Here is a 23,810-nt window from a genome sequence, read left to right on the forward strand (position 1 = left end):
GCCTCACATCAGGCCGAGCGCGCGAAAGCTGGCGGTGCCCTCGCGCGCGACGATCAGATGGTCATGGACCCGCAGGTCGAATACCGCCGCCGCCTCGACGATGAGGCGGGTGACCGCGATATCGGCCCGGGAGGGTGCCGGATCGCCGGAGGGATGGTTGTGGACGAGCACCAGGCCCGACGCGGACACTTCCAACGCCCGGCGCACGACCTCCCGGGGATAGACCGGGGCGTGGTCCACCGTGCCCTCCGCCACCAGTTCCTCGGCGACCAGACGGTCATCCGCGTCGAGAAAGAGCGCGAGGAAGCGTTCGCGCGTCAGCGAGGCGAGACGGGTCCGGACATAGCCGACCAGCGCACTCCAGCCCGACGGCAAGGAGTCGGCCAAGGCCCGGGAGCGCGCCAGCCGGAAACCGAGCTCCCGCGTCAGGGCGAGGCGTTCGACGACCTCCGGCCCCACCCCTTCGATCCGGTGCAGCTCGCGCGCGGGGGCCGCAAGGACCTCGCCCAGGCTGCCGAAGCGGGCGAGCAGACCCCGGGCCGGTCGGTCTTGCGGGGGTGCCGCGGCGGGCGAGCCGAGCAGGATGGACAACAGGGCCGCATCATCGAGCGCTGCGGCCCTCGCGATAGGCTCTTCGGTCTCCTTCCTGCGGCGGTCTGGGGTGGGTCTCATGGCGGCCTCCGGCGCTCCGCTCCCGTGTGGAGCGCTCGCCACCGCCCTCTCCTTTCTCCTTTGGTCCAGGATCGCCGACCGGACGCTTCGGCTCGCCAGCCGCGGCCCGAGCGACTAAGGAGCCCGGACGCGCGGACCCGAGACCCCATGAACCGTCAGCAGATGACAGCCCAGACCCGCGCCGAGATCGTCGCGGCCGCACGCCGGGTTTTTTCGCACGAGCCCTACCCCGCGGTGAGCGTCCGTCGCATCGCCGCCGAGGCGGGTCGGACGACCGGCGCGGTCTATGGGCATTTCAGGGACAAGGCCGCGCTTTGGCGCGAGGCCATGGGCACCCCGCCGCCTCTCGACACTCCGCTGACACGCCATGCCGGCGGCATCGAACGCGCCCTGCGCGGGCTGGTGGCACTTCAGCGCGATAAGACCCCGAGCTCGCCGGCCTGGGACGAGGCCTGGGACCAGGCCCGACTGGCCCTCCGGACCCTGGACCGGACGGCCAAGGGACCGATTGCGGACCGGCCTCCCCGCAGGGCCGGATCCCCGGCCGCCCAGGCCCCGATCCCGCCGGTTGATCTCGAGCAGCGACTGGCGCTGATCTCCGCCCTGTTCGAGGAGGCCGACCGCATGGCGTGGCGACCTGTCGCCTTCGAACAGACGACCCGGGCCCTGACCGAGGCCTGCGCGCGCATCGTGAGCCGCGAGAGCGGCACCGCCACCGACGAGCAGGTTCGGCAGGACGCCGTGCGCGCTGCTGCCCGGCTGCTTGTGGCGGCGGCGGGCGGCGTTGCGGGTACAGCGCCGGGCGCGCCCGACGTCATGGCCCCGCCCACGGACAGGAGCCGGTCGCGACGATCGTCGCGGGCCTGACCGGCCGCTCGCCAAGCCGGAACGGAGCGACTATCTCGGCCGCAATCGCGGGAGGATGTCTTGCCGAAGAACCGGGCCGAACAGAAGGCCGAGACCCTGGCGCGGATCACCAAGACCGCGCGTCGGCTGTTCACCGACCACCCATACGACGAGGTCAGCGCCCGGCGGATCGCCGCGGCGGCCGGGCTGACGGTCGGCGCGATCTACCCCTACTTCCGGACCAAGCCCGACCTCTGGCGGGGCGTCATGGGGACCCCGCCGCCCAAGGACTCGGCCCTGACCCGACAGGCCGGAGACATCGAGAAGGCGCTCCGGCGGCTCCTTGACCTTGATGCTGGGGGTGAGCGCAATACGGCGGCGTGGGCTGCCGCTGTGACGGAGGCCCGGTCGGCGCTCGACATCCTCGACAGCACCCCGGGCCCGAAGTCGAAAGAGCAGCGGCCTTCCGCCGAACCGCGCGACTGAGTGATCAACCGGACCCTGCCGTGCCTCTGACAGCGCGTCTCGAGCGTCGGGTCTCTCGCACGCACGTCAGAGGATCCGCCTGGCCCTGTCGCCAGCGATGGATCTGGCCGTGGCCGATGATGAGGTGATCGATCACGACGATGTCGAACACCGCGCAGGCGCGTTCGATCTGGGCAGTCAATGCCAGATCGGCCACAGACGGCCTGGGATCACCGCTCGGATGGTTGTGCACGAGGATCAGAGCAGCGGCACCGAGTTCAAGCGCTCGCCGGACAATCTCCCTTGGATAGACCGGGGCGTGGTCGATCGTACCCAAGCCGGTGATTTCCTCGGTGATCAAGGTCCGCTGCGCCGTCATGAACAGGACCCGGAACTGCTCGCGCGGGGCGTGGCCGAGGCTGGCGCTCAGATAGGCCTCGAGCGAGGCGTCGGTGGCAAGCAGGGGCCGATCGACGACGCCGTCTCGCAGGACGCGCACGACGATATAGTGCAGCTCTCCCAGTCCGTCCGCGCAGACCTCGCCCCAGACGCCCAGGAGGCGCAGGATTTCCTGGCGCGGCGCGGCGAGGACTGCTGCCAGGGATCCGAAGCGGCCCAGCAGTTGGCCCGCGACGGATTCGGCCGCGTCGCCGACCAGGGGTCGCATGATCCGGGCCAGCAGGTCGGCGGCGGTCCAGTCCGCATCCTCCCAGCCATCGAACCTGGCGCTCGGGGCGGGATCCGTCATCAGCGGCCAGGCGGGCGGGCATAGGGAGCCAGCCGAGCCTCCAGCAGGCCAAACAGAACCAGGACCATCAGCTGCATCCAGACGATGATCCGGAACGTCACCGCCGCCCAGACCTGAGCATGCGGATCGAGGATCTGGTAGGCCCAGGACGCCACGCTAATCAGCTGGACCCCCGCCGCCGCCAGCAGCCACCAGCGGCGGCCGCGGAGCGCGAGCGCGATCAGGGCTCCCGCGAGCGCGATCGCGACCCCGGCGACCCCGACCCGGACCCCGGCGTGGGTCAGAGGCGCGATCAGGGGGGTCGCGAACTGGGCGCCGAGCAGGGCCAGGGCGGCCCATCGATCGATCTCGCGGCCGCGCCAGAGCATGAGCCCGAGAATGACGACACTCACCAGGGTGAGCCCCCACTGGAGCGGGGTCACCGCCGCTGCCTTCAGGCCGCGTCCGGCACCAGGGCGAGCCGCCCGGTAGGCCGGACCTTGGGCTCCATCGTCCCCTCCATCCGGTACGGAATGCCGGCCGCCTCGGCCAGAGCCTTCAGCTCGTCGTGGCTCGCGATAAGCTGGCCCCGCACGATCGAAAGACCGTTGAGGCCGCCCACGGCCTGGATAAGCGCATCATGGCCGGACTGGGCGGCAACGCCCACCTCCAGTCGGCCCTCAATGAGGGTCTTGATGAGGTCGCTGGTGGCGATCAATGCCCGATCGACGGCATGTTCGGTGTCCTGGAGCTTGCGGGCGATCCGGGCGCCGGTGCGGAGTGAAGTCATTGAGGCCTCGCTGAAGACGGTGAATCCAGCGTCAGAACCGCGGCCGGGGGTGCCGCAGACGCCAGGAGCGTCATGTCCCTGGCCACCATGCTCACGATCCCGGTCGTGACGACCCCCGCCAGAGCCGCAAACATCAGGATGATCCCGAGACGGTGACCGAGCGGCCGGGGCGGCGCGGGCAGAAACCAGGTCGGGACCCTCTCGATGGGCGGGGCCAGGCGGGGCTCGTCGCCCGACGCCTCTGGAGCAGAGGGCCCCGGCGCGGTTCCCGCCATGGGGGTGGGGGCGGACTGGGGGAATTCCGGGTAGTCGCGGAAGACGCGCTCTGCGGCCTGGCGACGATCGGAGGTCCCGAGCTTGGCATAGGCGCTGGTCAGATGGTTCTCGACCGTGGACGGCGAGATGAGCAACTGGCGGGCTATGGCCTTGTTGCCGAGATCCTGACCGGCGAGGCGCAGGCACTGGATTTCGCGTCGCGTCAGCCGATCGCCCATGAGACTCCTCCCGGCCGGACGGTGCATCAAGACGGCGGAAGAGGCCAGAGGTCAGCAGTTTATGGTTGTGGTCATACCCCCGGGGATTCGAAGCCGCCGGTTCGGTTGCCGTTACGGCGGGGGCCGAAGGAGGCGCCGGGCCAGCGCGAGAACCATGGCGCGATCCCGGGCGCGTAGCCGGCTCACCAGAGACAGGTCCGACTCGACCCGCTCGACCGGAGCGCCGGCGTCGGGGGGATAAAAGGCCTGGATCGGCTGGCCCAAGGCCTGGGACATCGCCCACAGGCGCGAAGCGGCGATCCGGTTCTGGCCGGTCTCGTATTTCTGCAGCTGCTGTATCGACACGCCCAGACGACGGGCCAGGGTTTCGGAGGACACACCGCATTCGGATCGAAGCTGCCTCACCCTGGCTCCGATGAGGTGATCGCTGGCATCGGGTCCGCGTCTGCGACCCGTCAGCCGAGCGACCTCGCTGTTCGTCGGTCGGGCCTTCATCTGCGATCCCCTCAGAGCTGTCGTTTAAACCTAGGGGTGTTTTTCAGCGCAAGACAACCCCACTCAATCGTCGTGGAAGAGCCCGCCGGGTGCGTGGGTGCTGGACGGCCGGGCCGGAAGGCCTCTAGCGTCACCGCAAACAGGACCCCCGTCATGCCCTCGTCTCTCACCGAACGTCAGGAGGAATGCCTTCGCCTCACCGCGTTCAAGACCGACAAGGAGATCGCCTGGGAGCTCGGTATCAGCGAAAGCGTGGTCAAGAAGCATATCTTCGAGGCCTGCCGGCGTCTTGGGGTCAATCGGCGCAAGGCCGCCCTGGCCCTCCTGGAACGAAACGTACCCTCCCCCCCGAAGGACCCCATAGTCGGCGCGGCCGGTCCCGTGGCTGGGTTCTCGGGCAAGACGGAGGAACGGTATGGGTCGCGGGGTGACGGCATTGCCCAACTGGAGCTGGGACGAGGTGGAGGCGGCGCTGCGCAGGCTGTCGCACACCTCGGCCACCGAGGAGGTCCTGGAGAGCCTTCTGGTGGAGATTCAGGCGCGGCAGCCCCGGCTGTCGCGCGAGGATCTGCTCCACGAGCTGCTGTGTCTGGGATGGATTCTGGCCCAGGCGCACGTCTCGGCTATCGCCCACCACCCGCCGGTCTCGTTCGCCTCCTCATCATCGCCGCCATGGCCGTCGTGATGGCCCTGGCCGCGCGAACGGTCCTCGACCTGATGAACGAGAGCCAACGGACCGCCCAGGCCATCGACCGGGCCCGCTGAGCCTCCGTCCTGCTCCCATCCCTCTCACCCGCCTTCGGCGGAGGAATCCTGACGCATGGACAGAACCGAATACGGACAGGGCGCGGCGCAGCGCCTCTATGACGCCGAGCAGAAGCTGGACCTGGCCCTGGCCGCCCTGAACGAGCTCTCGGCCTTTCTCACCACGGGCCGGATCGATCAGCAGATCACCGCTGTGGTCGGCCAGGACGCCCTGGCTGCGATCACCCAGGCCCAGGGTCCGGTGGTCAAGGCCCGTGCACGGCTCCTTAGGCTCAGGACTCATAGCCAGAACAGCACGGTAGCGGCGAGAGCGACGGCGGACAGGAAGACGGTCGGGCATCGATCGTAGCGGGTGGCGACGCGCCGCCAGTCTTTGAGCCTGCCGAACATGATCTCGATGCGGTTGCGGCTTTTGTACCGGCGCTTGTCGTATTTGACGGGTTCGGTGCGGGATTTCCGGCCGGGAATGCACGGTGTGATGCCCTTCGCCTGCAAGGCCTCCCTGAACCAGTCTGCGTCATAGCCCCGGTCGCCCAGCAACCATTGCGCCTTGGGCAGGCTGTCCAGCAGGGCCGCCGCACCGATGTAGTCGCTGACCTGGCCAGCTGTCATGAACAGGCTGATCGGACGTCCAGTGGCGTCAGTCACGGCGTGCAGCTTGGTGTTCATGCCTCCCTTGGTGCGACCGATGAGCCGCCCGAGACCCCCTTTTTTACCCCCAGGCTCGAAGCCGTGCGGTGCGCTTTGAGATAGGTCGCGTCGATCATAATCGTGCGGCGCTCGGCCTTGCCACCAGACAGGCCCTCCATCATCCGTATGAAGACGCCTGCATCACTCCACCGCTTCCAGCGATTGTAAAGCGTCTTGTGTGGGCCATAGACCGGCGGTGCATCACGCCAGCGTAGCCCGTTGCGATTGACGAAGATGATCCCGCTCAACACCCGGCGATCATCAACCCTGGGCTTGCCGTGGCTCTTGGGAAAGTGCGGACGCAGCCGCACCATCTGCTCGTCCGTCAGCCAATAAAGGTCGCTCATGTCCAGTCTCCTTGCAGAGGCTGAATCAGATCGAGCGCATCACATCAATGGGTCCTGAGCCTAAGGCCCATCACGCCATGAAGCAGGATGCCCGGCGCCTGCGAATCGAGTGGCGGATGAACGGACCGTTCGAGCCGAAGCCCGACGACGACGAGAGCGTGCCCCGGCCGACGGGTCGCCGGCTCGAGGCCGTGGCCTAGGCGCGCTCAAGGGGGGTGACGCGGTGGATGGTGCGACCCTTCACGTCTTCTATCTCGTCTCGACCTTCCTCATCTGGGCCGTGGCCTGGTGGAAGGGGGCCGAGCCCGAGCGGATCTGCGTCCTCGCCCTGGTCGTCAACTATCTGGCCGGCGGGCTCCTGGCCCCTCTGGGGGTCTGGTGGGTCCTGCCGGCCAATGATGGCCTGCTTCTCGCCGTCCTGCTCTGGATGAGCCTGCGCTTCGACCGCTGGTGGCTCCTCGCCGCGGCCGCCGCCCAGGTGCTGCTGATGCTGGTCCATGTAAGCGTGCTGGGCGACCCGACGCTCGACATGCGGGTCTATGTCGGATCGCGCTGGATCTTCGGCATCCTGGGGCTCTATGCCCTGCTCCTCGGTGTCGGGGAACGGTGGCTGGCCGGCGAGGCTCCGGGGGGCTGGCCGCGCCGACTGCGCGCACGCAGGGGCTGACAAGCGCGCGATTATGGCTAGGCTTGCGCCCATGACCCCGTCCAAGACTCTTGGCGCGCCCCGACGCCGGGCCGGTGCCTTCGACCACAGCGTCGGTTCGATCCTGCGTGAGGCCCGGCTCCAGGCCGGCATGTCCCAGTCCGATCTCGGCCGCGAGCTCGGCGTGACCTTCCAGCAGATCCAGAAATACGAGGCCGGTACCAACCGGGTGCCGGCCTCCGCCTATCCCATCCTGTTCGCCAAACTCAACCTCTCGCCCCAGCGCCTGTTCGGAGAGGCCTCTCCCGCCGAGGGCGACGCAGGGCCACCGATCCGATCGCGCAGGGCCGCCGCCCTGATGCGCGCCTTCGAGGCGATGACCCCGGAACGGCGAACCCTGCTCCTGGCGATCGCCCGCGAACTGGCCGAGCCCTGACGCCCGCAGCACCCTGCGTCTCCAACAAGTGATACGATCGTATCGCTAAGGCGTGGTATTTGAGGTAAAGTGACACGATGAGATCACTTATCTCCCCGGACCGCGCCTTGCTAACCTTGGGCGAAACGGTCCGCAGCCGGCGGATTGCGGCGGGACTGACCCAGGCCGGCCTGTCGTTGCGGTCCGGGGTGCCTCTCGGCACGCTGCGCAAGTTCGAGCGGACCGGGCTCGCCTCCACGGAGGCCCTGGTCAAGCTCCTGGGGGCCCTGGGCGGTCTCGAGGCGCTTGTCTCCGCCCTGACACCGGACGCCCCCCGGTTTTCCACGCTCGACGAGGTACTCAAGGCCGCGCCGCCCCCGCGCAAACGCGGCTGGCGGACATGAGCGCCACCGCCACCACGGCCATCCAGGTTTCGCTCGACCTTGCCAGCGGCAGGCGCAGCGTCGGCCGGCTCGCCCTGCGCGACCAGCGTGTGTACTTCGAGTACAGCCCGGAGTTCCTCGACTCCGGACTCGAGCTGTCGCCGCTTCGGCTCCCGTTGCGCCCGGGCCTTCTGACCTTCGATCCCCGGCTGTTCGACGGCCTGCCGGGTCTGTTTAACGACAGCCTGCCCGACGGCTGGGGCCGGCTTCTGTTCGACCGGGCCCGGCGCGCGCGGGGTTTGCTGCCCGGCGAGGCCACGCCGCTCGATCGCCTGGCCCATGTGGGCTCAGGCGGCATGGGGGCGCTGGTCTATGAGCCCGATCTGGGCCCGGACGCGCCGGATGCGCCGATCGATCTGGACCGACTGGCGGACCAGTCCCGCGCGGTTCTCGAAGGCGATGCGGAGGGGGTCCTGGACGCCCTGATCGCCTTGAACGGCTCCTCGGCCGGGGCGCGGCCCAAGGCCATGATCGCCTTCGATCCCCGCACGGGGGGCCTGGCTCACGGCCAGGCCGGCCTGCCGGACGGCCATGAGCCCTGGCTGGTCAAATTCGCCACCCAGCAGGACGGAGCCGACGCCGGTGCCATCGAACAGGTCTATGCGCTGATGGCCCGGTCCGCCGGGCTGGCGATGACCCCGACCCGCCTGCTGCGGACTGCGCGCGGCGGGGCCTATTTCGCGACCCGCCGGTTCGATCGGGACGGCGACGCCCGGCGGCACGTTCACACCGTCTCGGGGCTGCTTCACAGCGACCATCGGATCCCGGCGCTCGACTACGAAGATCTCGTCGTCCTGACCCTGGGCCTGACGCGCGACATCCGGGAAGTGGAGGCCATGGTCCGCCTGGCTGCCTTCAACGTGCTGGCCCACAACCGCGACGACCACGCCAAGAACATCGCCTTCCTCATGACCGACGACGGTCGATGGCGGCTGGCCCCGGCCTATGATCTCACCTTCTCCTCCGGCCCCGGCGGCGAACAGTCGACCACGATCATGGGCCAGGGCCGGGCCCCCGGGACCGAGGCCCTGAGGGCGCTCGGCAAGGCGGCCCGGCTGTCGCCGCGACGGGTCGAGGCCCTGATCGAACAGACCCGCGACGCCCTGGCCGCCTGGCCGCGGCTGGCCACCGAGCACGGCGTCTCTGCGGCCCAGATCCGATTGATCGGCGACCGTCTGGACGCGATCCGCTGAGTCCAGCGATCAGGCCAGACGATCCAGGCGAATCCCGCCGGCCGATCCCGCCTCCACGGCGAGCACAGCCTCGACGCGGCGCCCCTGCGGGGTCCGGGCGATATGGACGATCCGGTCGATGGCCTCGCCCACGGCGCGCATCGAGGGCCGGGCCGCCACCTCCCCGATCAGATCCTCCAGTCGCCGCGGCACGGCCTCGGCGGCATTGGCGTGGATCGTCGACAGGCCGCCGGGATGGCCGGTGTTCCAGGCCTTGAGGGTTTCCAGGGCGGCGGCCCCGTCGCGCATCTCGCCGATGACGATGCGGTCGGGGCGCATGCGCAGGGCGGTCCGGACCAGATCGGCCACCCCGATGGCCACAGGAGCCCGTCGGGTCAGGACCGCCACCGTATCCCAGGCCGCACACTGGAGCTCCGGGGTGTCCTCGATCAGGAAGATCCTATCCCCGGCGAAGGTCGGTTCGGCCAGGACCGCATTGGCCAGGGTGGTCTTGCCCGAGCCCGTCCCGCCGGAGATCAGCAGGTTCATCCGCGCCGAAGCGGCCTGCCGCAGCGCCCCGGCCTGGTCGGCGCTCATCGCCCCGTCGCGGACATAGTCGTCGAGCGTCCAGATGACCGCCGGCCGTTTGCGGATCGAGAACACCGGCGCGGCGGCGACCGGCGGCATCAGGGCCTGGAAACGCTCGCCGGTGCCCGGCAGGACGCCGGACAGGCGCGGATCCTCTCGCGTGACCGTCTCCCCGACATGATCGGCGATCAGGCGAATGGCCCGGTCCCGCGCCTCGGCGCTCAGCACCGCGCCGGTGTCCTCGCGGCCGCGACCCATCCGGTCCACGACCAGCCGTCCATCCGGGTTGGCCAGGATCTCCACCACCTCCGGGTCCAGGAGCGCGGCGAGGACGGCGGGGCCAAGGGCATGGCGCAGCGCCTCCAGCCGCCGTTCGACGGCGATGGGATGGGCCCTCATCCGTCCAGCCTCCGGTAGGCCGGGTCGGCTTCCGCCCGGCGGACCGCCTCGCGCGATCGACCCGCCACGATGCGGGCGGCGGTGTCGTCCAGCAGGCGGTCGATACGCACATCGACCGAGGCCCTGAAGGTTGGATCGTCGTCGGCGATCACATCCGGCAGCCGGCTGAAGAAGGCCCGGGCCAGCTCGACCACCAGCTCCTGGACGATCTGCATGTCGCGCCCCATGGCCCGCATATGGTCGCGTAGCCCCATCTCCAGCTTGAGAAGCCGATCGTCGGGATCGGCGCGGGGCGCGCCCTGCAAGCCCCGGGCGATGGCCCGGCCGGCGGCCTGGCTGACGGGGATGCGCCCGGCGCGGGCCTCTCGCGCGAGGGCAGCGGCGATCTTGGGGTCGGCGATATAGACCTGGACGCGCTGGGCCTTGAGGCTAGTCCTTGGCACGGCGGGCTCCCTGCAGCTGGTCGAGGGCCGCCTCCTGCGCGGCCATCTCCTCGGTGACCCTCCCGAAGATCTCTGCCACCTTCTGGGCGACCTTCTTTTCGTCCAGCACCGCCGCCACCTCCTTGAACAGCGGCAGGGTGGCTTCGGCGTCCTCGCCCACCGCGCGCCGCCCCGCCCAGGGGTGGGGCGCGGGCGGCGGCGCATCCAGCCCGGTCGATTGATCCGGGGCCGACACCCCGGCCCGCGTGCGGAACGGCTCGCGCCGGTCGTATTTGAGCTTGTCGGCCAGAAGCGGCCGGCGTCCGGCGGCGAAGACGATCTGGCGGTGGTCCGGCAGGGCCCGCACCTCCCCGGGCTCGAGCAGCGGACGTTCGGTCTCTCCGCGCGAGATCGAGGACCGCCCCGCCCCCAGACCCGCGGGTCCGCTGCGGCTGACCCGGGTCTCCAGGACGGTTCCGGTCAGTCGCGAGACCTTGTCCTGCGTGAGAGGATCCAGCGCCGAGAAGGCTGTAAAGACATGACAATTGTCCAGCAATGTATTGTTCGGCCCATAGGTCTCGACGATATCGTTGAGCGACTGGGCCACCAGCATGGGCTTGACCCCATAGCCGCTCATCAGGCGCAGGCTCTTTTCGAAGAAGGCCAGCCGTCCCAGCAGGGGAAACTCGTCCATGACCATCAGCAGCCGGTGGTGCTTGGGCCTCCCTGAGGCGTCGGTCCTGGCCTCGGTGGTGAGGGCCTGGGCCGCCGCATAGAAGAACAGCCGCATCAGGGGCCGCAGGGCCGCCGCGTCGGCCGGACCGGCCTGGACATAGAGGGAGACGGGCACCTTGGCGCACATCAGGTCGCCGAGCGCCAGGTCCGAGCCCGACAACACCCGCTCCAGGTCCTCGCCCGCCAGCCATTTGAGATAGGAGCGGGCCGTGCCCTGGACCGAGGTGCGGAAGCGGTCGTGCATGGCCGCATAGCCGGTCACGGCGGTCTTGATGAAGGGGTGGGTCTCGGGCCGGCCGTCGGCCCCCAGCCGATGCTGGGTCTTGAGCATCCGGTCGGCCGAGGCGTCGAGGTCGGCCAGAAGGCTCCTCACCGTCAGCAGGGTCTTGTCGGCGTCCTCGGCGGTGTGGAGGACGTGCAGGATCACCGCCTCGAGGATCTCCGAGGCGGCCTTGTCCCAGATGGCCTCGTCGTCGCGCGCGCCTCCGGGATCGGCCAGGATGGCGACCAGCCGCTGGACCTGGGCCAGTTCGCCGGGCCCGGGCCGGATCTCCGCCAGGGGGTTCCAGCGCGCCGAGGCCGGATCGCGCGGATCGAGATACAGAACGTGAGAAAAGGTCGAGCGCCATCCGGCTGTTAGAGCCCAGAGCTCACGCTTGGGATCATGAACGAGGACGCTGCCGCCCCAGGACAGGAGGCTGGGCACCACATGGCCCCGTCCCTTGCCGCTGCGGGTTCCGCCCGTGACCAGGGTGGGACGCAGGTCGGCGGTGGCCAGCAGCCGACCGCCCAGGAGGCCGATCACCGCCCCGCCCCCGGCGAACAGCCCCGCGGCCCGGGCATCGGCCGGCCCGCCCCAGCCCCGGATGCGGCGGATCCGCCCGTCGCCCTCGAACAGCACGCCCAGGCCGAGGCCTCCGAGCCCGCCCATGAGGATCAGGACGGCGGAGCGGCGCAGGGCCTCCTCGGCCTCCATGCCGAACCTCAACCGCCAGACCAGCAGCTCCCAGGGCCAATACAATCTCAGGTCGGGGGACATCGGCAGACCCGCCCCCAGAGCGTCTGCGAACCGGTAGGTCCAGGCGAACAGCTGCGTCGCCCCCTGAAGTCCTAAGATCAGTCCGGCGACCAAGAAGAGGGTGCGTCTCCCTGAAGTCGACATGGCCTTGGTCCTGTAAAGCCCAACACCTCGATCAAATATAGCCGGGCGTTCTCCTGTTCCACGGCCGGCGGGCCCGCCATGAGCGCGTCCCGGCAGGGTTCACGGTCGCGCGAATGAGGAATATATTCCCGTCACCCGCCCCGGATCGGACAGTTGGATCAATCAGCCGGTCTGACGGGTCGCCGACAATATTCGTCTGTCCGCGGCGTCCGGTCGCGCCCGGATCGCGTGTATTCAGCCTTCCGGATCGGAATCCGCCGCCTCGGCCGTCGCCTGGCGGCGCTTAATTTCCTCGGCGAGGCTTTCGAAGGCGCCGGTAAAGACATCGAGGATGAAGGCGGCGTCCAGGGTCTTGACCCCCTCGCCCGCGGTCGCGTGGAACTCCTCGAGCGCCATCTGCCAGAGGGACACCAGTTTGTGGTCGGCGCAGCGCACCGCCAGCGTCGGCGACCCCGAGACCACGGCCAGGAAGAGGGCCAGAGGATCGGACCGCGTCGCCTGGGCGAAGGCCTGGAGCCGCCCCCAGTCCATCCGGCCGGCCCCGGCCTCGAACCGTTCATAGGACCGGAGCGGCAGCCCCATGGCCTGGGCGACCTCGGGCGGGCGCAGGCCGCGGGCACGCCGGACGGCCTTCAGCGTGGCCGACAGTCGGGAGGGATTTGGGAGCTCGGCAGGCACGGCACCTCACTGCATCGGCATGATCGTTTCCAATCTTCGCGTCCTCGCCGATCTGTCTCTATTTCCGCCAAATACTGGCGGACGGCCCGCCAGTATTTGGCGGGAACGGCGATTGGTCTCACGACAGGCCCGATTTTTTATTGAGCTGGGGAGACGGATGAGACTATGGCGAAAACTCGGAACGTGACCAGTTCGGAGCCGATCGCGTTCGCTCTTAGCGGGAAGTCTGCGGATGCCCGATGATCCACGCGACCCGTTCGGGGCCGCTCTCGCCGCCATCCGGTCGCGTCTGCGCGAGGGGCGTTTCGGCTGGGGCGAACCCCTGGTGATCAAGGATCTGGCGCTGGATCTTCGGCTGAGTGCCACGCCTGTGCGCGAAGCCCTCGCGCTCCTGGCCGGCGAACGGCTGATCGAGCGCCGGCGCGGCCAGGGCTATGTCTTTCCCGGGCTCACGACGGCGGATGTCATCGACCTCTACGATCTTCACTGGACCTATCTCCACGCCGCCCTGACGCTGCATGGCCGGGGCGCTGCGACGCTGCAGAAGGTCCTGGGATCACACGGAGACGCCCCGGCGCTCCCGGCCCTGTTCGAGGCCGTCGTCGAACACACCGGCAACGAGGCGCTGATCCAGGCCCATGCCGATGTCCTCGCCCGGCTCTCAGGCCCGGCGCGTCTGGAGGCCGAGCTCGTGTCCGGCCTGGAGGCGCGCGTCGCCGCCATGACCGCCGCGATCGGACGCGGCGAGATCGCCGCCCTGCTCGACCAGCTCGAGGCCTTTCACCGGGCGCGATCCAGCCAGGCCGGGGAGATCGCCCGGCGGCTGCGACGCGGCCCGCAGATATAGTCCGGATATAGGTTGAATAGACGCGGCCCGGGTCGCTCCCTCGGGCTGGGCCCGGCATTCCGCCGGACCGATGAAGGAGACCTCTGATGACCCAGAAAGGCACACGGACCCCGCTCGTCCGCCTCGGCGCCGCCCGGCGTCTGACCCAGGCCGATCAGCCGCTCGGCCAGTTCGAGCAGATCCCGACCAGCCGCTACGAAGTGGCCGGCTGGCAGTCCGCCTGACGACCGGGGGGCGCCGGACGGTTCCGGCGTCCCCTTCGCCCCGCCCCTCGCGGCCTGGGCCCTCCGCCCGGCCCGGGCTCTCCTCAAAGGACATCCGCCATGACTCCCCACCGCAAACCCCGCCTGGTCCAGGTCGGCCAGGCCCGCCGCCTCACCCGCGCCGACATGGTGCTCGGCATGTATGAGCAAGTGCCGATCAGCCGCTATGAGATGGCCGGCTGGCAGCACTGAGCGCGACGGGCGTCGGATCGCTCCGATGCCCGGTTCGTCCGATGTTCCTGTCCCCTGGTCCCGTCCGCCTGGCGTCAACGACCCCCTCGGCCGTCTGGCTGAGGGCCGACGTCCATGCCGTCTGCATCGGTCGCGACGTCGTCCTGCTCGACCTGGGCGGCGACGCCTACGCCTGCCTTCCCGACGGGACCGATGAGATGCGCATCGATGACCATGGGACCGTCGTCGGGGCCAAGGGGCGGATTGCGGATCTCCTCCTCGACGCCGGCCTCGCCGCGACGGCCCGACCGGCCGGACCGTCGCGCATGCCCTTGCCGGCGGTGGCCACCGAGGCCCTGCCGGCACGGGACGTCCGCGTGACCCGCTTCGACGACCCGCTCGCCCTGATCTGGGCCGCCCTCGCCCTTCGGTCCCGCGGCCGCGATCCGGCCGTGGTCGATCTCCTCCCCCTGACCTCGGGCGCCGGTGGGCGCCGGACCCGCGAGGCCGTGATCCAGGCTGCGTCGGCGGTCGATCGGCTTCTGCCCTGGGTGCCGATAACGGGCGGATGCCTGCGACGCTCGGCCTGTCTCGTGGCCTTCCTGAAAACACACGGCCTTGCTGCCGACTGGGTGTTCGGGGTCCGGACCTGGCCGTTTCGCGCCCATTGCTGGGTCCAGCTGGACGAGATCTGTCTCAACGACGATCCGGAACGGCTGCGGGCCTACCGGCCGATCCTGTCCCGATGACCCCGCCCGGGCCCGCCGAGGTCGGCTATGTCGTGATCCGCCTGCCGTCCGATCCCGCGGCCGGAGCGGCGCTCGATCACGCGCTCGGCACCCTGGAGGCGCTGGGCTGGCGTGAGGCGGCCCGCTCGGGCCGGATCGCCGTCTGGTTGGGCCCGGACAGTCGGCTGGCGGTCCGCCGGTGGGGCGACAGCGGGATCGCCATCGGCTCCGTCGTCTCCGGCGGCCGGTCCGCCCTGCCCCCGCCGCCCTTCGACATCGAGCCGGTGCAGACGACGGCCGAGCGGGTCGTCCGCCAGGCCTGGGGACGCTATCTGCTCGTCTGGTCGACGCCCGACGGGAGCCTCCATGTCCTGCGCGATCCGTCCGGCGCGCTCGACGCCGTCCAGTGGGCCGCCAAGGGCGCCGTCCTGGTGTCCGGCGATCCGCCGGAGGCCCTGGACGGCTGGTTGCCGCGCGACATCGCGATCGACTGGCCGCGGTTGGGGAACATGGTCTCCCATCCCGCCCTCGCCTGCGACCGGTTGGCCCTCACCGGCCTGGTCCCCATCCCGCCCGGGGTCGTTCTCAGCGTGGGCGCCGACGACACCGTGGCCCAGACGGCCGTCTGGTCTCCGGCCCGGGCGGCCGGGCGGATCGCGGCCCGGGCCGACCAGACCCCCGAGGCCCTGCGCGCGGTCGTCGAGGCGGCGGTGGCCGGTCTGACCCTCGGCCATGACCGACTGGTCGGCGAGATCTCCGGAGGTCTGGACTCGGCCATCGTCGCCGCCACCGCCACCCCGCATCTGGGCGATCGCGCCCCGGTCTGGCTCAACTACCGCGCCGATGACCCCGAGAGCGACGAGCGCCGCTACGCCCGGGACTTGGCGGCGCTGCACGGGCTGGATCTCCGCGATCGGCCCAAGCCGGTTGTGGCCCTGACCGCCGGACAGCTGACGGAACTGGGCCGGGCCCTGCGCCCGGCGCTTCAGGGTCTCGATCCGGCCTATGACGCCGACATGGCCGGGTTCGCCCGCCGGATCGGGGCGACCGGCCTGCTGACCGGTCACGGCGGGGATGCCGTCTTCTTCCAGAACCCCACGCCCCTGATCGTGGCGGACCGGGTCGCCCGTCTCGGCCTTTCGGGGCTCGATCCATCCTTTCTCCTGCCGATGGCGCGCTGGACCCGGAGCAGTCTGTGGGCGCTCCTGGGCGTCGGCCTGCGTCAGCGTCTGGGCCTGCCGCCCGCGCCCGGGCTCCGGGCGGATCCCTACGCCGATCGCTCCGAACGACACGTCTGGCTGGGCGGGCTGGAGGACCTGCCTCTGGCCAAACGCGGCCAGATCGCCCAGCTGGTCAACTGCCAGCTGTTCTTCGGCGACTGTCTGAGGGCGCGCGCGGTCGATCTGCTGCATCCCCTGCTGAGCCAGCCTGTCGTCGAGCACGGGCTGGCCCTTCCGGCCGATGTCGCGACGGCGGGTGGCCAGGACCGGGCCCTCGCCCGGCGCGCCTTCGCCGACCGGCTGCCGACCTCCATCCTGCAGCGGCAGGGCAAGGGGGAGATGAGCACCTTCTACGGCCTGACCGTCCGGGCCAGCCTCCCCCTTTTGGGGGACTGGCTCGAAGGCGGTCGACTGAGGGCGCAGGGCATCCTCACGCCCGAGGCCCTGTCCCCCCTGCTCGACCCGGACCGTTTGATCTGGTCCGGCGACTACAATGTCCTGCTCATCCTCTCCGCGCTGGAGAGCTGGGCGCGCTACTGGGCGTCACGACTGGCCCGCCGACCCGTTGCCTCCCTCTGAGGCCCGGCCGGCCGCGCGCTCGATCGTGGCGGGCTCTTCGTCCAGGTGTCGATCCAGCCAGGCGAGGACATGGTCGTGCAGGGCCCGGATATTGGCCGGGCTGGCGAGGATGTGTTCCTCGCCCCAGAAGTGGAGATAGGCGGCCTCCACGCCACGCTGGTAGAGGCCGGCGAACATCGGATCGGCCCCGACCGGGTCCAGTTCGCCCTCGATCAGCATGATCGGCGTGCGGATCCGATCCACCAGATACAACGGGCTGTTGGCGACATAGGCGGCCGGATCGGACCAGGCCGGTCCCCCCATCCGCCCCTGTCCGCCTTCCAGCCAGCCGGCCCGCCCCAGGAGATAGCCGTCCTCCGGAACCGCCGCGAAATGCCGTGTGGCCCGGCTGAAGGTGCCGTAGTCGGCGGCCCCGGCCGAGGCGATGACGGTACGGAACCGGTCGGTCTGGGTGGCGACCAGAAGGGCGCCGTGACCGCCGTAGCTGTGGCCGAACAGGGCCGCGCGAGACGGATCGACCAGGCCGGCGGCGGCGGCCGCCTCGACGATGGCCCAGACTTCGCTTCCGAGCGCCTCCAGCCCCGGCCCCGGGGTCTCCTCATGGGTCGGCAAACTGGCGAACAGGACGGCATAACCCTGGGCCGCGAGGACGGCGGGACTGACCTGATGGGCGGCGGAGCCCGGCAGGGCCCGGGCGGGCGGGTCGGGAAAGACGCTTCGCGGATAGATCGTCACGACGACCGGCCAGCCGTCGGGCGGCCGGGGCCCCCGGGGCTCCAGGACCCAGCTCTTGAGGGGCCGTCCGTCATAGCCCGGATGATCGACCGACGTGAGCCGACCCCAGGCGATCCCGGCGAGACCTGCGTTCAGGGTCAGCAGGGGGACGGCGGTCCCCGGGCCGCGAAGGACCAGTTCGGTCACGCCGCGCTCGTCCGTCCGCCGGGTGATGAGCCCCGCCGCGTCCGCCACCAGGGGGGTTTCGTTCGGCAGAAGCGGGTCGCCCGCCTCGACCGCAAGGGGAGCGGACTGACGCCCGTCGGGCCTCAGGACCGCGCCGAGGATGCTCGAAGCCGTATCGGGATTGCGGGCCCCTCGCCCGCCCTGGTCCAGGCTCGTCGACCCAAACAGGACCTGCCCGGAGCCCGCCGGGGTCACGCCTGCCCGCGTCACCCGGTGGAGGCGGTCGCCGGAGACGAACAGCAGACCGGGCTCGTCGGAGATCCAGCGCGCCGAAGGATCGGCGGGCAGGCCGAGGTCCACGGCCGCGCCGTTCGGCTCGACCCGTCGCCAAGTCGCCCTGCCCTCGCCGTCCCGGCTCCAGACCAGCGGCCGGTCGTCGAGCCAGGCGACCCGGACGAAGGGAATGGCCTCGAGCGTCTCCAGGACCACGGGTCGGACGTCGCGCATCGGCAGGGGCGCGGCCGATCCGTTGCGTCCGACCCGGGTCAGGCGGCCCGTGTCGAAGGGCGCGCCCGGCGCCCGGTCGAACACCAGAAGGTCGCTCGAATCCGGGGCCCAGCTCAGAAGGTGCGAGGCGAGGTCCCGATCCGGCAGGGGGGACCCCAAACGCCCCGTCTCCAGATCCACCAGCCGGAGCTCGCGCCGACGGTTGGGGGTGCCGATCTCGGCGGGGCCCTGCGGGATCGGCTGAAGATCAGTAGTGTTCTCCAGGACCGCCGCCCGCGCTCCGTCCGGCGACAGGGCGACGTCGACGAACTCCCCCGTCGCCCAGGTCCGGAGCGCCGCGGTGTCGAGGCGATAGCTCATCAGCCGGGACGGTGCGGCCTGGGGCCGGCGATCCCGTGCGGGCCCGCTGAACAGGGCCGTCACCGTGGGCTCGCGCCCCTCCTGCTGGCGTCGCCACCGCTCCGCCGTCCGGGCCTGGGTCTGCCAGCCCATCCGCAGCACGATGGGCAGATCCCCCCGCTCCCGCGCCAGGAACACCAGTTCGTCGGCCCCCCGCCACCCGACCGACCGTCCGACGAGGGACTGGTCGGGGGTGACGTCGAGCCAGGTCACCTGGCCGGTCTCCAGGACCAGGACCCCTAGCTGCCAGCGCGGACCCGGCGACAGCCGGAACACCGCCATATGCCGGCCATCGGGAGAAAACGGTCCGGAATCATACCCTTGCGACCCATTGCTCCTGAGAGTGTGAAGAAGCGCGCCGGCCCGGTCCCTCACCTCGAGGTCGGTGATCGCAAGACGGGTGTAATAGTCGTGCTCGAACCGCTCGGTCGCGTCATAGGGGCCGGCGCGTTCGATCACCAAGAACCGGCTGTCCGGCGAGAGCCGCACATCGCCCAGGCTCTCGAGCGCCAGCAGATCATCGACGGTGAAGGGTCTCCCCTCCGCCTGGGCCGGTGCGGACAGCGCCACGAGCATCGCGCTCGCGAGGGCCGCGAGGACGGGCCCGGCCCCTCCCCGTGCCCTCACCATCGGCGTGTGACCTGCAGGGAGACGAAGCGACCGAGCAGGGAGGCGTTGGCCGCGTCATAGCCGATCCCTTCGGGGGCGTCGTAGAAGGGAGGATCGGCGTCGAACAGGTTCTGGACGGACAGGGCGACGGTCACCCCCGCCCAGGGTCCGGGGCCCTCCGGCGCATAGCGGATCTGGGCGTCGGTGGTGATCCAGCCGTCGATGGCCCGGCCGGCCAGGTCCTCGTAGCCGTTGGTCAGATCGGCCGCGAGCCGCGCGCTCCAGGCGCCCCGGATCCAGTCGCCCGTGATCCGGCCCCGCCAGCTGAGCGGAAAGTTCGGCCGATCGAGGACGTCGACGACCGGGGCTGTCGGCGTGGCCTGGGTGTCGTAGCGGAGCAGATGGGAGACCGAGGCCCCCAGTCGCCAGAGGTCCGCCCCGGTCGAGAAGCCGTATCGGCCTGACAGGTCCAGGCCCTCGATCTCGACCTCGGCGGTGTTGACGTAGCGGGCATCGACGATGGCCCCATAGGCCTCCGCCGGAAAGGCCGTCGCCGAGGCGGTGGTGGGCAGGTCCAGCAGCCCCTGGATCAGGGCCCGGTCGCCGGCGTCGGTCGAGGGCGAGATCCGCCGCACGAAGGAGACCAGGGCGGGATCGCTCAGGACGGTCAGGATGCTCTCGGCCGCCGGCTGGCCGATGCGGTCCTCGAAGCGCGTCCGGAACCAGTTGAGCGAAACCCCCACCTCCGGCCGGTCCCGGGGGCGATATTCCAGGCCGGCCGTCCACGACCGGGCGGTCTCCGGGTCGAGGCCCGGGTTGCCCCCATACTGGATGAGGGTGACGGTCTGGCCCGTGGGCCCCGGCAGGAGGGTCGGTCCGGCGCTGGCGGGGTCATTGACCTCGCGCAGGGCGGGAGCGCGGAAGGAGGTGCCGTAGCCGCCCCGCACGATCCAGTCGGATGCGGGCGACCACAGGATGCCCAGCTTGGGGTTGGTCGTGGAGCCGATGTCGTCATAGCGCTCGGCCCGCACCGCCAGGGACAGTTCGAGCCGTTCCAGCCCCGGGCGGCGCAGGTTACCGCCGAACAGCGGAACCCGGGCCTCGGCGAAGACTGCGTCGATCTGCCGGTCGGAGGGGGCGCTGACCCGGACCGTCTCCGTCAGGGCGGAGGTGAAGTTGGTGAAGGCGGTCTGGAAGGCCTCGATCCGCACCGTCCCTCCGAGCGCGAGACGCACCGCCCCGGCCGGCAGGTCGAACAGGCTGCCGTCGGCCTGGAGCGTCAGGCTGCGGCTCTCGGTCTCGTAGCGGTTGGCGCTGTAGCCTCCGCCCACGAAATCCAGCACAGTGGTGGTATTGGCGCTGCCGTCGCCGAAGGGGTTGAAGAAGCCGTCGCGGGCCGGGCTGAACGGCGTGAGCGGGCTGTCCGCCGCCGTGCCCAGGGCCTCGCGCAGCCGTGCGGTGTTGACCTGGTTGGTGATCCGGCCGGAATCCTGCGCCTCGGCATAGGCGACATAGGCGTCGAGCACCCAGTCCCCGCCGAGCCGGTATTCGCCGCCGAGCGACAGGCCCAGGCTCTCGGCCCGGCCGGACAGCGCCGGATTGCCCAGATCCCCTGCGAAACTGTAGGCGATCTGGTGCGAGGCCGCTCCGGTGGGCGAGACATAGAAGGGATTGCGCCCGTCCACGGTGATTAGGGACAGCGACGGGGCCGCCGTGGTCTCGTAGCGGCGGTCGCCGTAGCGAACATCCCCGGTCACGACCAGCCGGTCGCCCAGGGCCTGGTCGAAGGCGGCATAGACGCCGTCGCGGGTCTGGCGCGGCAGGACGTTGACCCCCGACCTCTGGTTCTGGAGGTTGACCGCTCCGGCGACGAAGTCCGCCGCCGAGACGGCGCTGGATCCGCTCCGCGGCCGGATCGCGAAGGTGGGGACGAGGCTCTGGGTGGCGGCGTCGAAGCGCACGAGATTGCCCGGGGCCCCATAGATCGTCCGCCGGTCGGTCCCGCCCAGACCGGAGAGATCCGCAGTCGCGGCCTGGGCCCGGGCCGAGGCCGGCAGGGCCTCGCGCTGCAGATAGTCCCAGGAGAGAAAGCCGCCCCCGCCGGACCAGCGCCGTCCGACGCTCTGGGCCACGCCGTACTCGCCGGCCGGGCCGTCGGTGGTCTGGCCGAGCCGGAGGCGGGTCTCGGCCCCGTCGAAGCGGCGGTTGAGGATGATGTTGACCACCCCGCCCACGGCGTCGGACCCGTAGAGGGCCGAGGCCCCGTCCAGCAGGACCTCGATGCGGTCGACGGCATTGGTCGGGATGCCGGAGACGTCGGCCAGGTCGCCCTTGGCGCCCGAGCCCGCGATCCGGCGACCGTTGACGAGGACCAGGGTCGCATCCGCCCCCAGGCCCCGCAGATTGATGCCCGAGCTGAAGGCGCCGTTGGTCGCCGAGCGGTCGGCGCCGTTCTGGGTGGTCTCCTCATTGCCGGTGCCCCCGAAGGCCTGGGGCAGAGCGGCCAGGGCCTCGGCGACGCTGGCGCGCCCGTCGCGGTCGAGCTCATCGCGGCTGACCACGACCACGGGCGAGGGTCCGTCGCTGATGCCGCGGATCAGCGAGCCGGTCACCACCACCTCGTCGAGAACGCTGGCGGCATCGGAGCCCGCGGCCCGCTCGGCGCGGACGATCAGGACATTGGCGGCGGTGCGCTCCGGCCGCAGTCCGCTGCCGGCCAGGAGCCGGGCGATCGCCGCGTCGGTCGTCATCCGCCCCGACACCGCCGGCGCCGACCGGCCCGACACCAGGGCGGCGTCATAGAGGACCCGCTCGCCCGACTGTTCGGCCAGGAGCCTCAGGCCCGCCTCGAGCGGTCCGGAGGGGATCACGAAATCGATCTCGGCCTGGGCCGAGGCGGCCGGACCCGCGACCAGAACCGTCGTGGCCGACATCAGCGCCGCCGCGCTCACCCACATCCCGTGACTGTACATCCTCACCCCCTGCAACCTAGGGCGCGGAATGCGCCCTTTGCAGGGGGGACGCGGAAAACCCCACCTCACCCTGACGGTTCGTCGTAAAAAAGTCGGATCAGGCGGGCGGCCGGAGCTCCAGGCCGGTCTCGGTCCGCGCCAGCCTCAGGCCGTAGATGGCCGCCACCGCCTCGGCGAAGGCCGCCGGATCGCCCGTGTCGAAGCTGCCGCTGAGCGGGCGGGTCTCGAACCCCGGGGCGGCCAGGCGGATGGGGTCGCGGGCATAGCGGTTGATCTCGGCCACGGCCTCGGAGAGCGGGGTCGCCTCGAACAGGAGGCGGCCCGTGGTCCAGCTGGTCGCCGCGACCATCGCCGCGGGCTCCAGCCGCTCCACGACCGGGACGGCCGAAGACCCGGCGGCCTCGAGCCGTTCCCCGGGCGCGAGGGTCCAGCGTCGCGCGGCGGCGTCATCGATCCTCACCCGCCCCTCGACCAGGGTCACGCGGGCGCCGCTCTCCAGGACGCGGACGTCGAAGCGGGTGCCGAGCGCCCGCACCGACAGATCGCCGGCGCGCACGATGAACGGCCGGGCCGGGTCGGGGGCGACGTCGAACAGGGCCTGGCCGCGGCTGAGGACGAGGCGGCGACGGTCGTCCTCGAGGTGAACCTCCACCCGGCTGTCGGTGTCCAGGCTGAGCCGCGAGCCGTCGGCGAGGCGAAGGGTGCGGGTCTCGCCCACCCCGGTGACGAAGACGGTCGGGCGGTCCAGCAGGACGAGGCCGAGCCCGCAGGCCGCCACGACACCGGCGAGCGCCGCGCCGGTCCACAGGACCTGTCGTCGGCCGGGGCTCGACCGCCGGCGATCCGGCACGGTCTCGCGCAGGGCGGCGATGTCGGGGTCCCCGGCCAGGGCCTGGCTGTCACGCCAGAGGCCCTCGATCCGGCCATAGGCGGCGCGGCAGTCGGGATCGGCCCGCCAGGCCTTGAAGCGTTCGAGGTCCTGCATGGACAGGGTGCGGCGGTTCAGCCGGGCGAACCAGTCGGCCGCCTCGCGCTCGCGCCGCGCGTCATCCGTTCTGGCCATGGCCGGTCGCCTTCAGTCGCGCAGTCGCGCCGCGCAATGCGCCAGCGCCTTGGACATCCGCCATTCGACCGTCTTGACGGAGACGCCGAGGCGCTCGGCGATGGACTCATAGGTCAGACCCTCGAACCGAGACAAGAGAAAGACGTCCCGAAGGGGGGGCGGCATCTCGCGGACGATCTGTTTGAGCAGGAGCCGCTCGGCCTGGTCGGCCTGGCCGCCGTCGATCTCGTCGTCCCGCTCGCGCGTCTCGGGCCGCGCGCGGCGGGCCTGGTCCATCGACAGGCGCGCCGCCACCGTCAGCAGAAAGGCCCGGGGACTGCGGATGGCCCCGCCGCCCGGCCGCCCGAGCAGGCGCAGCCAGACGTCCTGGACCAGCTCTTCGGCCACCTCGACCCCGAAGCGCCGGCGCAGGCGTCGCAGCAGCCAACCGGAATGCGCCCGGTAGAGGGTCTCGGTGGCCGCAGGGGCGTCGGCGGCGGGCGGCAGAGAGCGGGCGGGATCGGGCACGCGAAAGCCTCATGGGTCGGACACGCCCGGTAACGGCGGCCGGAGGCGAGACCTCGCGCTTGGCGCAGGCGAACGGACCGACAGCACCGTCAGA

Annotated in this window: 29 protein-coding genes and 1 pseudogene; 15 read left to right on the forward strand and 15 right to left on the reverse strand. The window is 70.9% G+C overall.

Features of this window, described 5'->3' with window-relative positions; translation table 11 throughout:
- Positions 1 to 3: 3 nt before the first annotated feature.
- Positions 4 to 591, reverse strand: a complete 588-nt coding sequence (locus ACETK8_RS14275) for a JAB domain-containing protein (protein ID WP_374036500.1) — start codon at positions 589 to 591, stop codon at positions 4 to 6.
- Positions 592 to 819: 228 nt separating this feature from the next.
- Between ACETK8_RS14275 and ACETK8_RS14280 the strand changes: the two genes are divergently transcribed.
- The gene (locus ACETK8_RS14280; protein WP_374036501.1) at positions 820 to 1,539 is read left to right on the forward strand and encodes a helix-turn-helix domain-containing protein; all 720 of its coding nucleotides are present in this window, start codon (positions 820 to 822) and stop codon (positions 1,537 to 1,539) included.
- A gap of 60 nt (positions 1,540 to 1,599) precedes the next feature.
- Positions 1,600 to 2,004, forward strand: coding sequence for a TetR/AcrR family transcriptional regulator (locus ACETK8_RS14285; protein ID WP_374036502.1), 405 nt, complete (start codon positions 1,600 to 1,602; stop codon positions 2,002 to 2,004).
- 4 nt (positions 2,005 to 2,008) lie between these two features.
- On the opposite strand, the gene ACETK8_RS14290 is transcribed toward ACETK8_RS14285, so the two are convergent.
- The 5 genes from ACETK8_RS14290 to ACETK8_RS14310 form a co-directional block, all read right to left on the reverse strand.
- Positions 2,009 to 2,731, reverse strand: coding sequence for a JAB domain-containing protein (locus tag ACETK8_RS14290; RefSeq protein WP_374036503.1), 723 nt, complete (start codon positions 2,729 to 2,731; stop codon positions 2,009 to 2,011).
- Complete coding sequence (locus tag ACETK8_RS14295) at positions 2,731 to 3,153, reverse strand: hypothetical protein (protein WP_374036504.1); 423 nt, start codon at positions 3,151 to 3,153, stop codon at positions 2,731 to 2,733. Before ACETK8_RS14295 ends, ACETK8_RS14290 begins: the two co-directional genes overlap by 1 nt.
- 11 nt (positions 3,154 to 3,164) lie before the next feature.
- Positions 3,165 to 3,500 carry a hypothetical protein gene (locus ACETK8_RS14300; RefSeq protein ID WP_374036505.1) on the reverse strand — a complete coding sequence of 112 codons (336 nt, stop codon included), beginning with the start codon at positions 3,498 to 3,500 and terminating at the stop codon, positions 3,165 to 3,167.
- Positions 3,497 to 3,994 (reverse strand): helix-turn-helix domain-containing protein, encoded by a 498-nt coding sequence (locus ACETK8_RS14305; RefSeq protein ID WP_374036506.1) that lies wholly within the window; start codon positions 3,992 to 3,994, stop codon positions 3,497 to 3,499. Before ACETK8_RS14305 ends, ACETK8_RS14300 begins: the two co-directional genes overlap by 4 nt.
- 111 nt (positions 3,995 to 4,105) lie before the next feature.
- A complete protein-coding gene (locus ACETK8_RS14310) occupies positions 4,106 to 4,372 on the reverse strand; it encodes a helix-turn-helix domain-containing protein (RefSeq protein WP_374036507.1) in 267 nt (88 codons plus the stop codon).
- A 270-nt stretch (positions 4,373 to 4,642) separates the two neighbouring features.
- On the opposite strand from ACETK8_RS14310, the pseudogene ACETK8_RS14315 reads away from it, so the two are divergent.
- The 3 genes and pseudogenes from ACETK8_RS14315 to ACETK8_RS14325 all read left to right on the forward strand — a co-directional run.
- Positions 4,643 to 4,744, forward strand: a pseudogene (locus ACETK8_RS14315) (hypothetical protein); the annotation flags it as partial.
- 160 nt (positions 4,745 to 4,904) lie between these two features.
- The gene (locus ACETK8_RS14320) at positions 4,905 to 5,174 is read left to right on the forward strand and encodes a hypothetical protein (RefSeq protein WP_374039456.1); all 270 of its coding nucleotides are present in this window, start codon (positions 4,905 to 4,907) and stop codon (positions 5,172 to 5,174) included.
- A 135-nt stretch (positions 5,175 to 5,309) separates the two neighbouring features.
- A complete protein-coding gene (locus ACETK8_RS14325) occupies positions 5,310 to 5,603 on the forward strand; it encodes a hypothetical protein (protein ID WP_374036508.1) in 294 nt (97 codons plus the stop codon).
- Here the strand turns inward: ACETK8_RS14325 and ACETK8_RS14330 are convergent.
- A protein-coding gene (locus tag ACETK8_RS14330) for an IS5 family transposase (protein ID WP_191554345.1) occupies positions 5,534 to 6,291 on the reverse strand; the annotation gives its coding sequence in 2 pieces (ribosomal slippage) (positions 5,534 to 5,970 and positions 5,970 to 6,291; 759 coding nt in all). The two genes, ACETK8_RS14325 and ACETK8_RS14330, sit on opposite strands and share 70 nt — an antisense overlap.
- Positions 6,292 to 6,368: 77 nt before the next feature.
- Between ACETK8_RS14330 and ACETK8_RS14335 the strand changes: the two genes are divergently transcribed.
- From ACETK8_RS14335 to ACETK8_RS14355, 5 genes are all read left to right on the forward strand, one after another.
- Positions 6,369 to 6,491, forward strand: a complete 123-nt coding sequence (locus ACETK8_RS14335; protein ID WP_374036509.1) for a hypothetical protein — start codon at positions 6,369 to 6,371, stop codon at positions 6,489 to 6,491.
- 23 nt (positions 6,492 to 6,514) lie between these two features.
- Positions 6,515 to 6,958: a hypothetical protein gene (locus tag ACETK8_RS14340; RefSeq protein ID WP_374036510.1), complete on the forward strand. Its 444-nt coding sequence runs from the start codon at positions 6,515 to 6,517 to the stop codon at positions 6,956 to 6,958.
- Positions 6,959 to 6,989: 31 nt separating this feature from the next.
- The gene (locus ACETK8_RS14345; RefSeq protein WP_374036511.1) at positions 6,990 to 7,373 is read left to right on the forward strand and encodes a helix-turn-helix domain-containing protein; all 384 of its coding nucleotides are present in this window, start codon (positions 6,990 to 6,992) and stop codon (positions 7,371 to 7,373) included.
- 77 nt (positions 7,374 to 7,450) lie between these two features.
- Complete coding sequence (locus ACETK8_RS14350) at positions 7,451 to 7,756, forward strand: helix-turn-helix domain-containing protein (protein WP_374036512.1); 306 nt, start codon at positions 7,451 to 7,453, stop codon at positions 7,754 to 7,756.
- Positions 7,753 to 8,988, forward strand: coding sequence for a type II toxin-antitoxin system HipA family toxin (locus ACETK8_RS14355; RefSeq protein WP_374036513.1), 1,236 nt, complete (start codon positions 7,753 to 7,755; stop codon positions 8,986 to 8,988). The genes ACETK8_RS14350 and ACETK8_RS14355 overlap by 4 nt, the downstream gene beginning before the upstream one ends.
- 9 nt (positions 8,989 to 8,997) lie before the next feature.
- On the opposite strand, the gene trbB is transcribed toward ACETK8_RS14355, so the two are convergent.
- From trbB to ACETK8_RS14375, 4 genes are all read right to left on the reverse strand, one after another.
- Positions 8,998 to 9,954: a P-type conjugative transfer ATPase TrbB gene (trbB, locus tag ACETK8_RS14360; RefSeq protein WP_374036514.1), complete on the reverse strand. Its 957-nt coding sequence runs from the start codon at positions 9,952 to 9,954 to the stop codon at positions 8,998 to 9,000.
- A complete protein-coding gene (locus tag ACETK8_RS14365; RefSeq protein ID WP_374036515.1) occupies positions 9,951 to 10,397 on the reverse strand; it encodes a hypothetical protein in 447 nt (148 codons plus the stop codon). Before ACETK8_RS14365 ends, trbB begins: the two co-directional genes overlap by 4 nt.
- Positions 10,384 to 12,273, reverse strand: a complete 1,890-nt coding sequence (locus tag ACETK8_RS14370) for a type IV secretory system conjugative DNA transfer family protein (protein ID WP_374036516.1) — start codon at positions 12,271 to 12,273, stop codon at positions 10,384 to 10,386. The genes ACETK8_RS14365 and ACETK8_RS14370 overlap by 14 nt, the downstream gene beginning before the upstream one ends.
- A 234-nt stretch (positions 12,274 to 12,507) precedes the next feature.
- A complete protein-coding gene (locus tag ACETK8_RS14375; protein WP_374036517.1) occupies positions 12,508 to 12,951 on the reverse strand; it encodes a helix-turn-helix domain-containing protein in 444 nt (147 codons plus the stop codon).
- A gap of 232 nt (positions 12,952 to 13,183) precedes the next feature.
- On the opposite strand from ACETK8_RS14375, the gene ACETK8_RS14380 reads away from it, so the two are divergent.
- From ACETK8_RS14380 to ACETK8_RS14400, 5 genes are all read left to right on the forward strand, one after another.
- A complete protein-coding gene (locus ACETK8_RS14380; protein WP_374036518.1) occupies positions 13,184 to 13,798 on the forward strand; it encodes a GntR family transcriptional regulator in 615 nt (204 codons plus the stop codon).
- Positions 13,799 to 13,884: 86 nt separating this feature from the next.
- Positions 13,885 to 14,022 carry a hypothetical protein gene (locus tag ACETK8_RS14385; protein WP_374036519.1) on the forward strand — a complete coding sequence of 46 codons (138 nt, stop codon included), beginning with the start codon at positions 13,885 to 13,887 and terminating at the stop codon, positions 14,020 to 14,022.
- 99 nt (positions 14,023 to 14,121) lie between these two features.
- Positions 14,122 to 14,253, forward strand: coding sequence for a hypothetical protein (locus ACETK8_RS14390; RefSeq protein WP_374036520.1), 132 nt, complete (start codon positions 14,122 to 14,124; stop codon positions 14,251 to 14,253).
- A 41-nt stretch (positions 14,254 to 14,294) separates the two neighbouring features.
- The gene (locus ACETK8_RS14395) at positions 14,295 to 14,981 is read left to right on the forward strand and encodes a lasso peptide biosynthesis B2 protein (protein WP_374036521.1); all 687 of its coding nucleotides are present in this window, start codon (positions 14,295 to 14,297) and stop codon (positions 14,979 to 14,981) included.
- Positions 14,978 to 16,759: an asparagine synthase-related protein gene (locus ACETK8_RS14400; RefSeq protein ID WP_374036522.1), complete on the forward strand. Its 1,782-nt coding sequence runs from the start codon at positions 14,978 to 14,980 to the stop codon at positions 16,757 to 16,759. Before ACETK8_RS14395 ends, ACETK8_RS14400 begins: the two co-directional genes overlap by 4 nt.
- Here the strand turns inward: ACETK8_RS14400 and ACETK8_RS14405 are convergent.
- From ACETK8_RS14405 to ACETK8_RS14420, 4 genes are all read right to left on the reverse strand, one after another.
- The gene (locus ACETK8_RS14405; protein WP_374036523.1) at positions 16,724 to 19,135 is read right to left on the reverse strand and encodes a S9 family peptidase; all 2,412 of its coding nucleotides are present in this window, start codon (positions 19,133 to 19,135) and stop codon (positions 16,724 to 16,726) included. The genes ACETK8_RS14400 and ACETK8_RS14405 overlap by 36 nt on opposite strands.
- 53 nt (positions 19,136 to 19,188) lie before the next feature.
- A complete protein-coding gene (locus tag ACETK8_RS14410) occupies positions 19,189 to 22,146 on the reverse strand; it encodes a TonB-dependent receptor (RefSeq protein ID WP_374036524.1) in 2,958 nt (985 codons plus the stop codon).
- 97 nt (positions 22,147 to 22,243) lie between these two features.
- Entirely contained in the window at positions 22,244 to 23,209 is a 966-nt protein-coding gene (locus tag ACETK8_RS14415) for a FecR family protein (protein WP_374036525.1), read from the reverse strand.
- A 12-nt stretch (positions 23,210 to 23,221) separates the two neighbouring features.
- The gene (locus tag ACETK8_RS14420) at positions 23,222 to 23,716 is read right to left on the reverse strand and encodes an RNA polymerase sigma factor (protein ID WP_374036526.1); all 495 of its coding nucleotides are present in this window, start codon (positions 23,714 to 23,716) and stop codon (positions 23,222 to 23,224) included.
- Between the last annotated feature and the right edge of the window lie 94 nt (positions 23,717 to 23,810).

Origin of the sequence: Brevundimonas staleyi, from assembly GCF_041893865.1 — a bacterium.
In the GTDB taxonomy this organism is placed as follows: Bacteria; Pseudomonadota; Alphaproteobacteria; order Caulobacterales; family Caulobacteraceae; genus Brevundimonas; species Brevundimonas staleyi.

What these genes read in the sequence shown, in the direction of transcription:
- ACETK8_RS14380 (WP_374036518.1), top strand. Translation starts at nt 13,184, where the DNA reads ATGCCCGATGATCCACGCGACCCGTTCGGGGCCGCTCTCGCCGCCATC.
- ACETK8_RS14390 (WP_374036520.1), top strand. Translation starts at nt 14,122, where the DNA reads ATGACTCCCCACCGCAAACCCCGCCTGGTCCAGGTCGGCCAGGCCCGC.
- ACETK8_RS14400 (WP_374036522.1), top strand. Translation starts at nt 14,978, where the DNA reads ATGACCCCGCCCGGGCCCGCCGAGGTCGGCTATGTCGTGATCCGCCTG.
- ACETK8_RS14280 (WP_374036501.1), top strand. Translation starts at nt 820, where the DNA reads ATGAACCGTCAGCAGATGACAGCCCAGACCCGCGCCGAGATCGTCGCG.
- ACETK8_RS14335 (WP_374036509.1), top strand. Translation starts at nt 6,369, where the DNA reads ATGAAGCAGGATGCCCGGCGCCTGCGAATCGAGTGGCGGATGAACGGA.
- ACETK8_RS14350 (WP_374036512.1), top strand. Translation starts at nt 7,451, where the DNA reads ATGAGATCACTTATCTCCCCGGACCGCGCCTTGCTAACCTTGGGCGAA.
- ACETK8_RS14325 (WP_374036508.1), top strand. Translation starts at nt 5,310, where the DNA reads ATGGACAGAACCGAATACGGACAGGGCGCGGCGCAGCGCCTCTATGAC.
- ACETK8_RS14415 (WP_374036525.1), bottom strand. Translation starts at nt 23,209, where the DNA reads ATGGCCAGAACGGATGACGCGCGGCGCGAGCGCGAGGCGGCCGACTGG.
- ACETK8_RS14385 (WP_374036519.1), top strand. Translation starts at nt 13,885, where the DNA reads ATGACCCAGAAAGGCACACGGACCCCGCTCGTCCGCCTCGGCGCCGCC.
- ACETK8_RS14410 (WP_374036524.1), bottom strand. Translation starts at nt 22,146, where the DNA reads ATGTACAGTCACGGGATGTGGGTGAGCGCGGCGGCGCTGATGTCGGCC.
- ACETK8_RS14370 (WP_374036516.1), bottom strand. Translation starts at nt 12,273, where the DNA reads ATGTCGACTTCAGGGAGACGCACCCTCTTCTTGGTCGCCGGACTGATC.
- ACETK8_RS14355 (WP_374036513.1), top strand. Translation starts at nt 7,753, where the DNA reads ATGAGCGCCACCGCCACCACGGCCATCCAGGTTTCGCTCGACCTTGCC.
- ACETK8_RS14345 (WP_374036511.1), top strand. Translation starts at nt 6,990, where the DNA reads ATGACCCCGTCCAAGACTCTTGGCGCGCCCCGACGCCGGGCCGGTGCC.
- ACETK8_RS14305 (WP_374036506.1), bottom strand. Translation starts at nt 3,994, where the DNA reads ATGGGCGATCGGCTGACGCGACGCGAAATCCAGTGCCTGCGCCTCGCC.
- ACETK8_RS14320 (WP_374039456.1), top strand. Translation starts at nt 4,905, where the DNA reads ATGGGTCGCGGGGTGACGGCATTGCCCAACTGGAGCTGGGACGAGGTG.
- ACETK8_RS14300 (WP_374036505.1), bottom strand. Translation starts at nt 3,500, where the DNA reads ATGACTTCACTCCGCACCGGCGCCCGGATCGCCCGCAAGCTCCAGGAC.
- ACETK8_RS14290 (WP_374036503.1), bottom strand. Translation starts at nt 2,731, where the DNA reads ATGACGGATCCCGCCCCGAGCGCCAGGTTCGATGGCTGGGAGGATGCG.
- ACETK8_RS14395 (WP_374036521.1), top strand. Translation starts at nt 14,295, where the DNA reads ATGTTCCTGTCCCCTGGTCCCGTCCGCCTGGCGTCAACGACCCCCTCG.
- trbB (WP_374036514.1), bottom strand. Translation starts at nt 9,954, where the DNA reads ATGAGGGCCCATCCCATCGCCGTCGAACGGCGGCTGGAGGCGCTGCGC.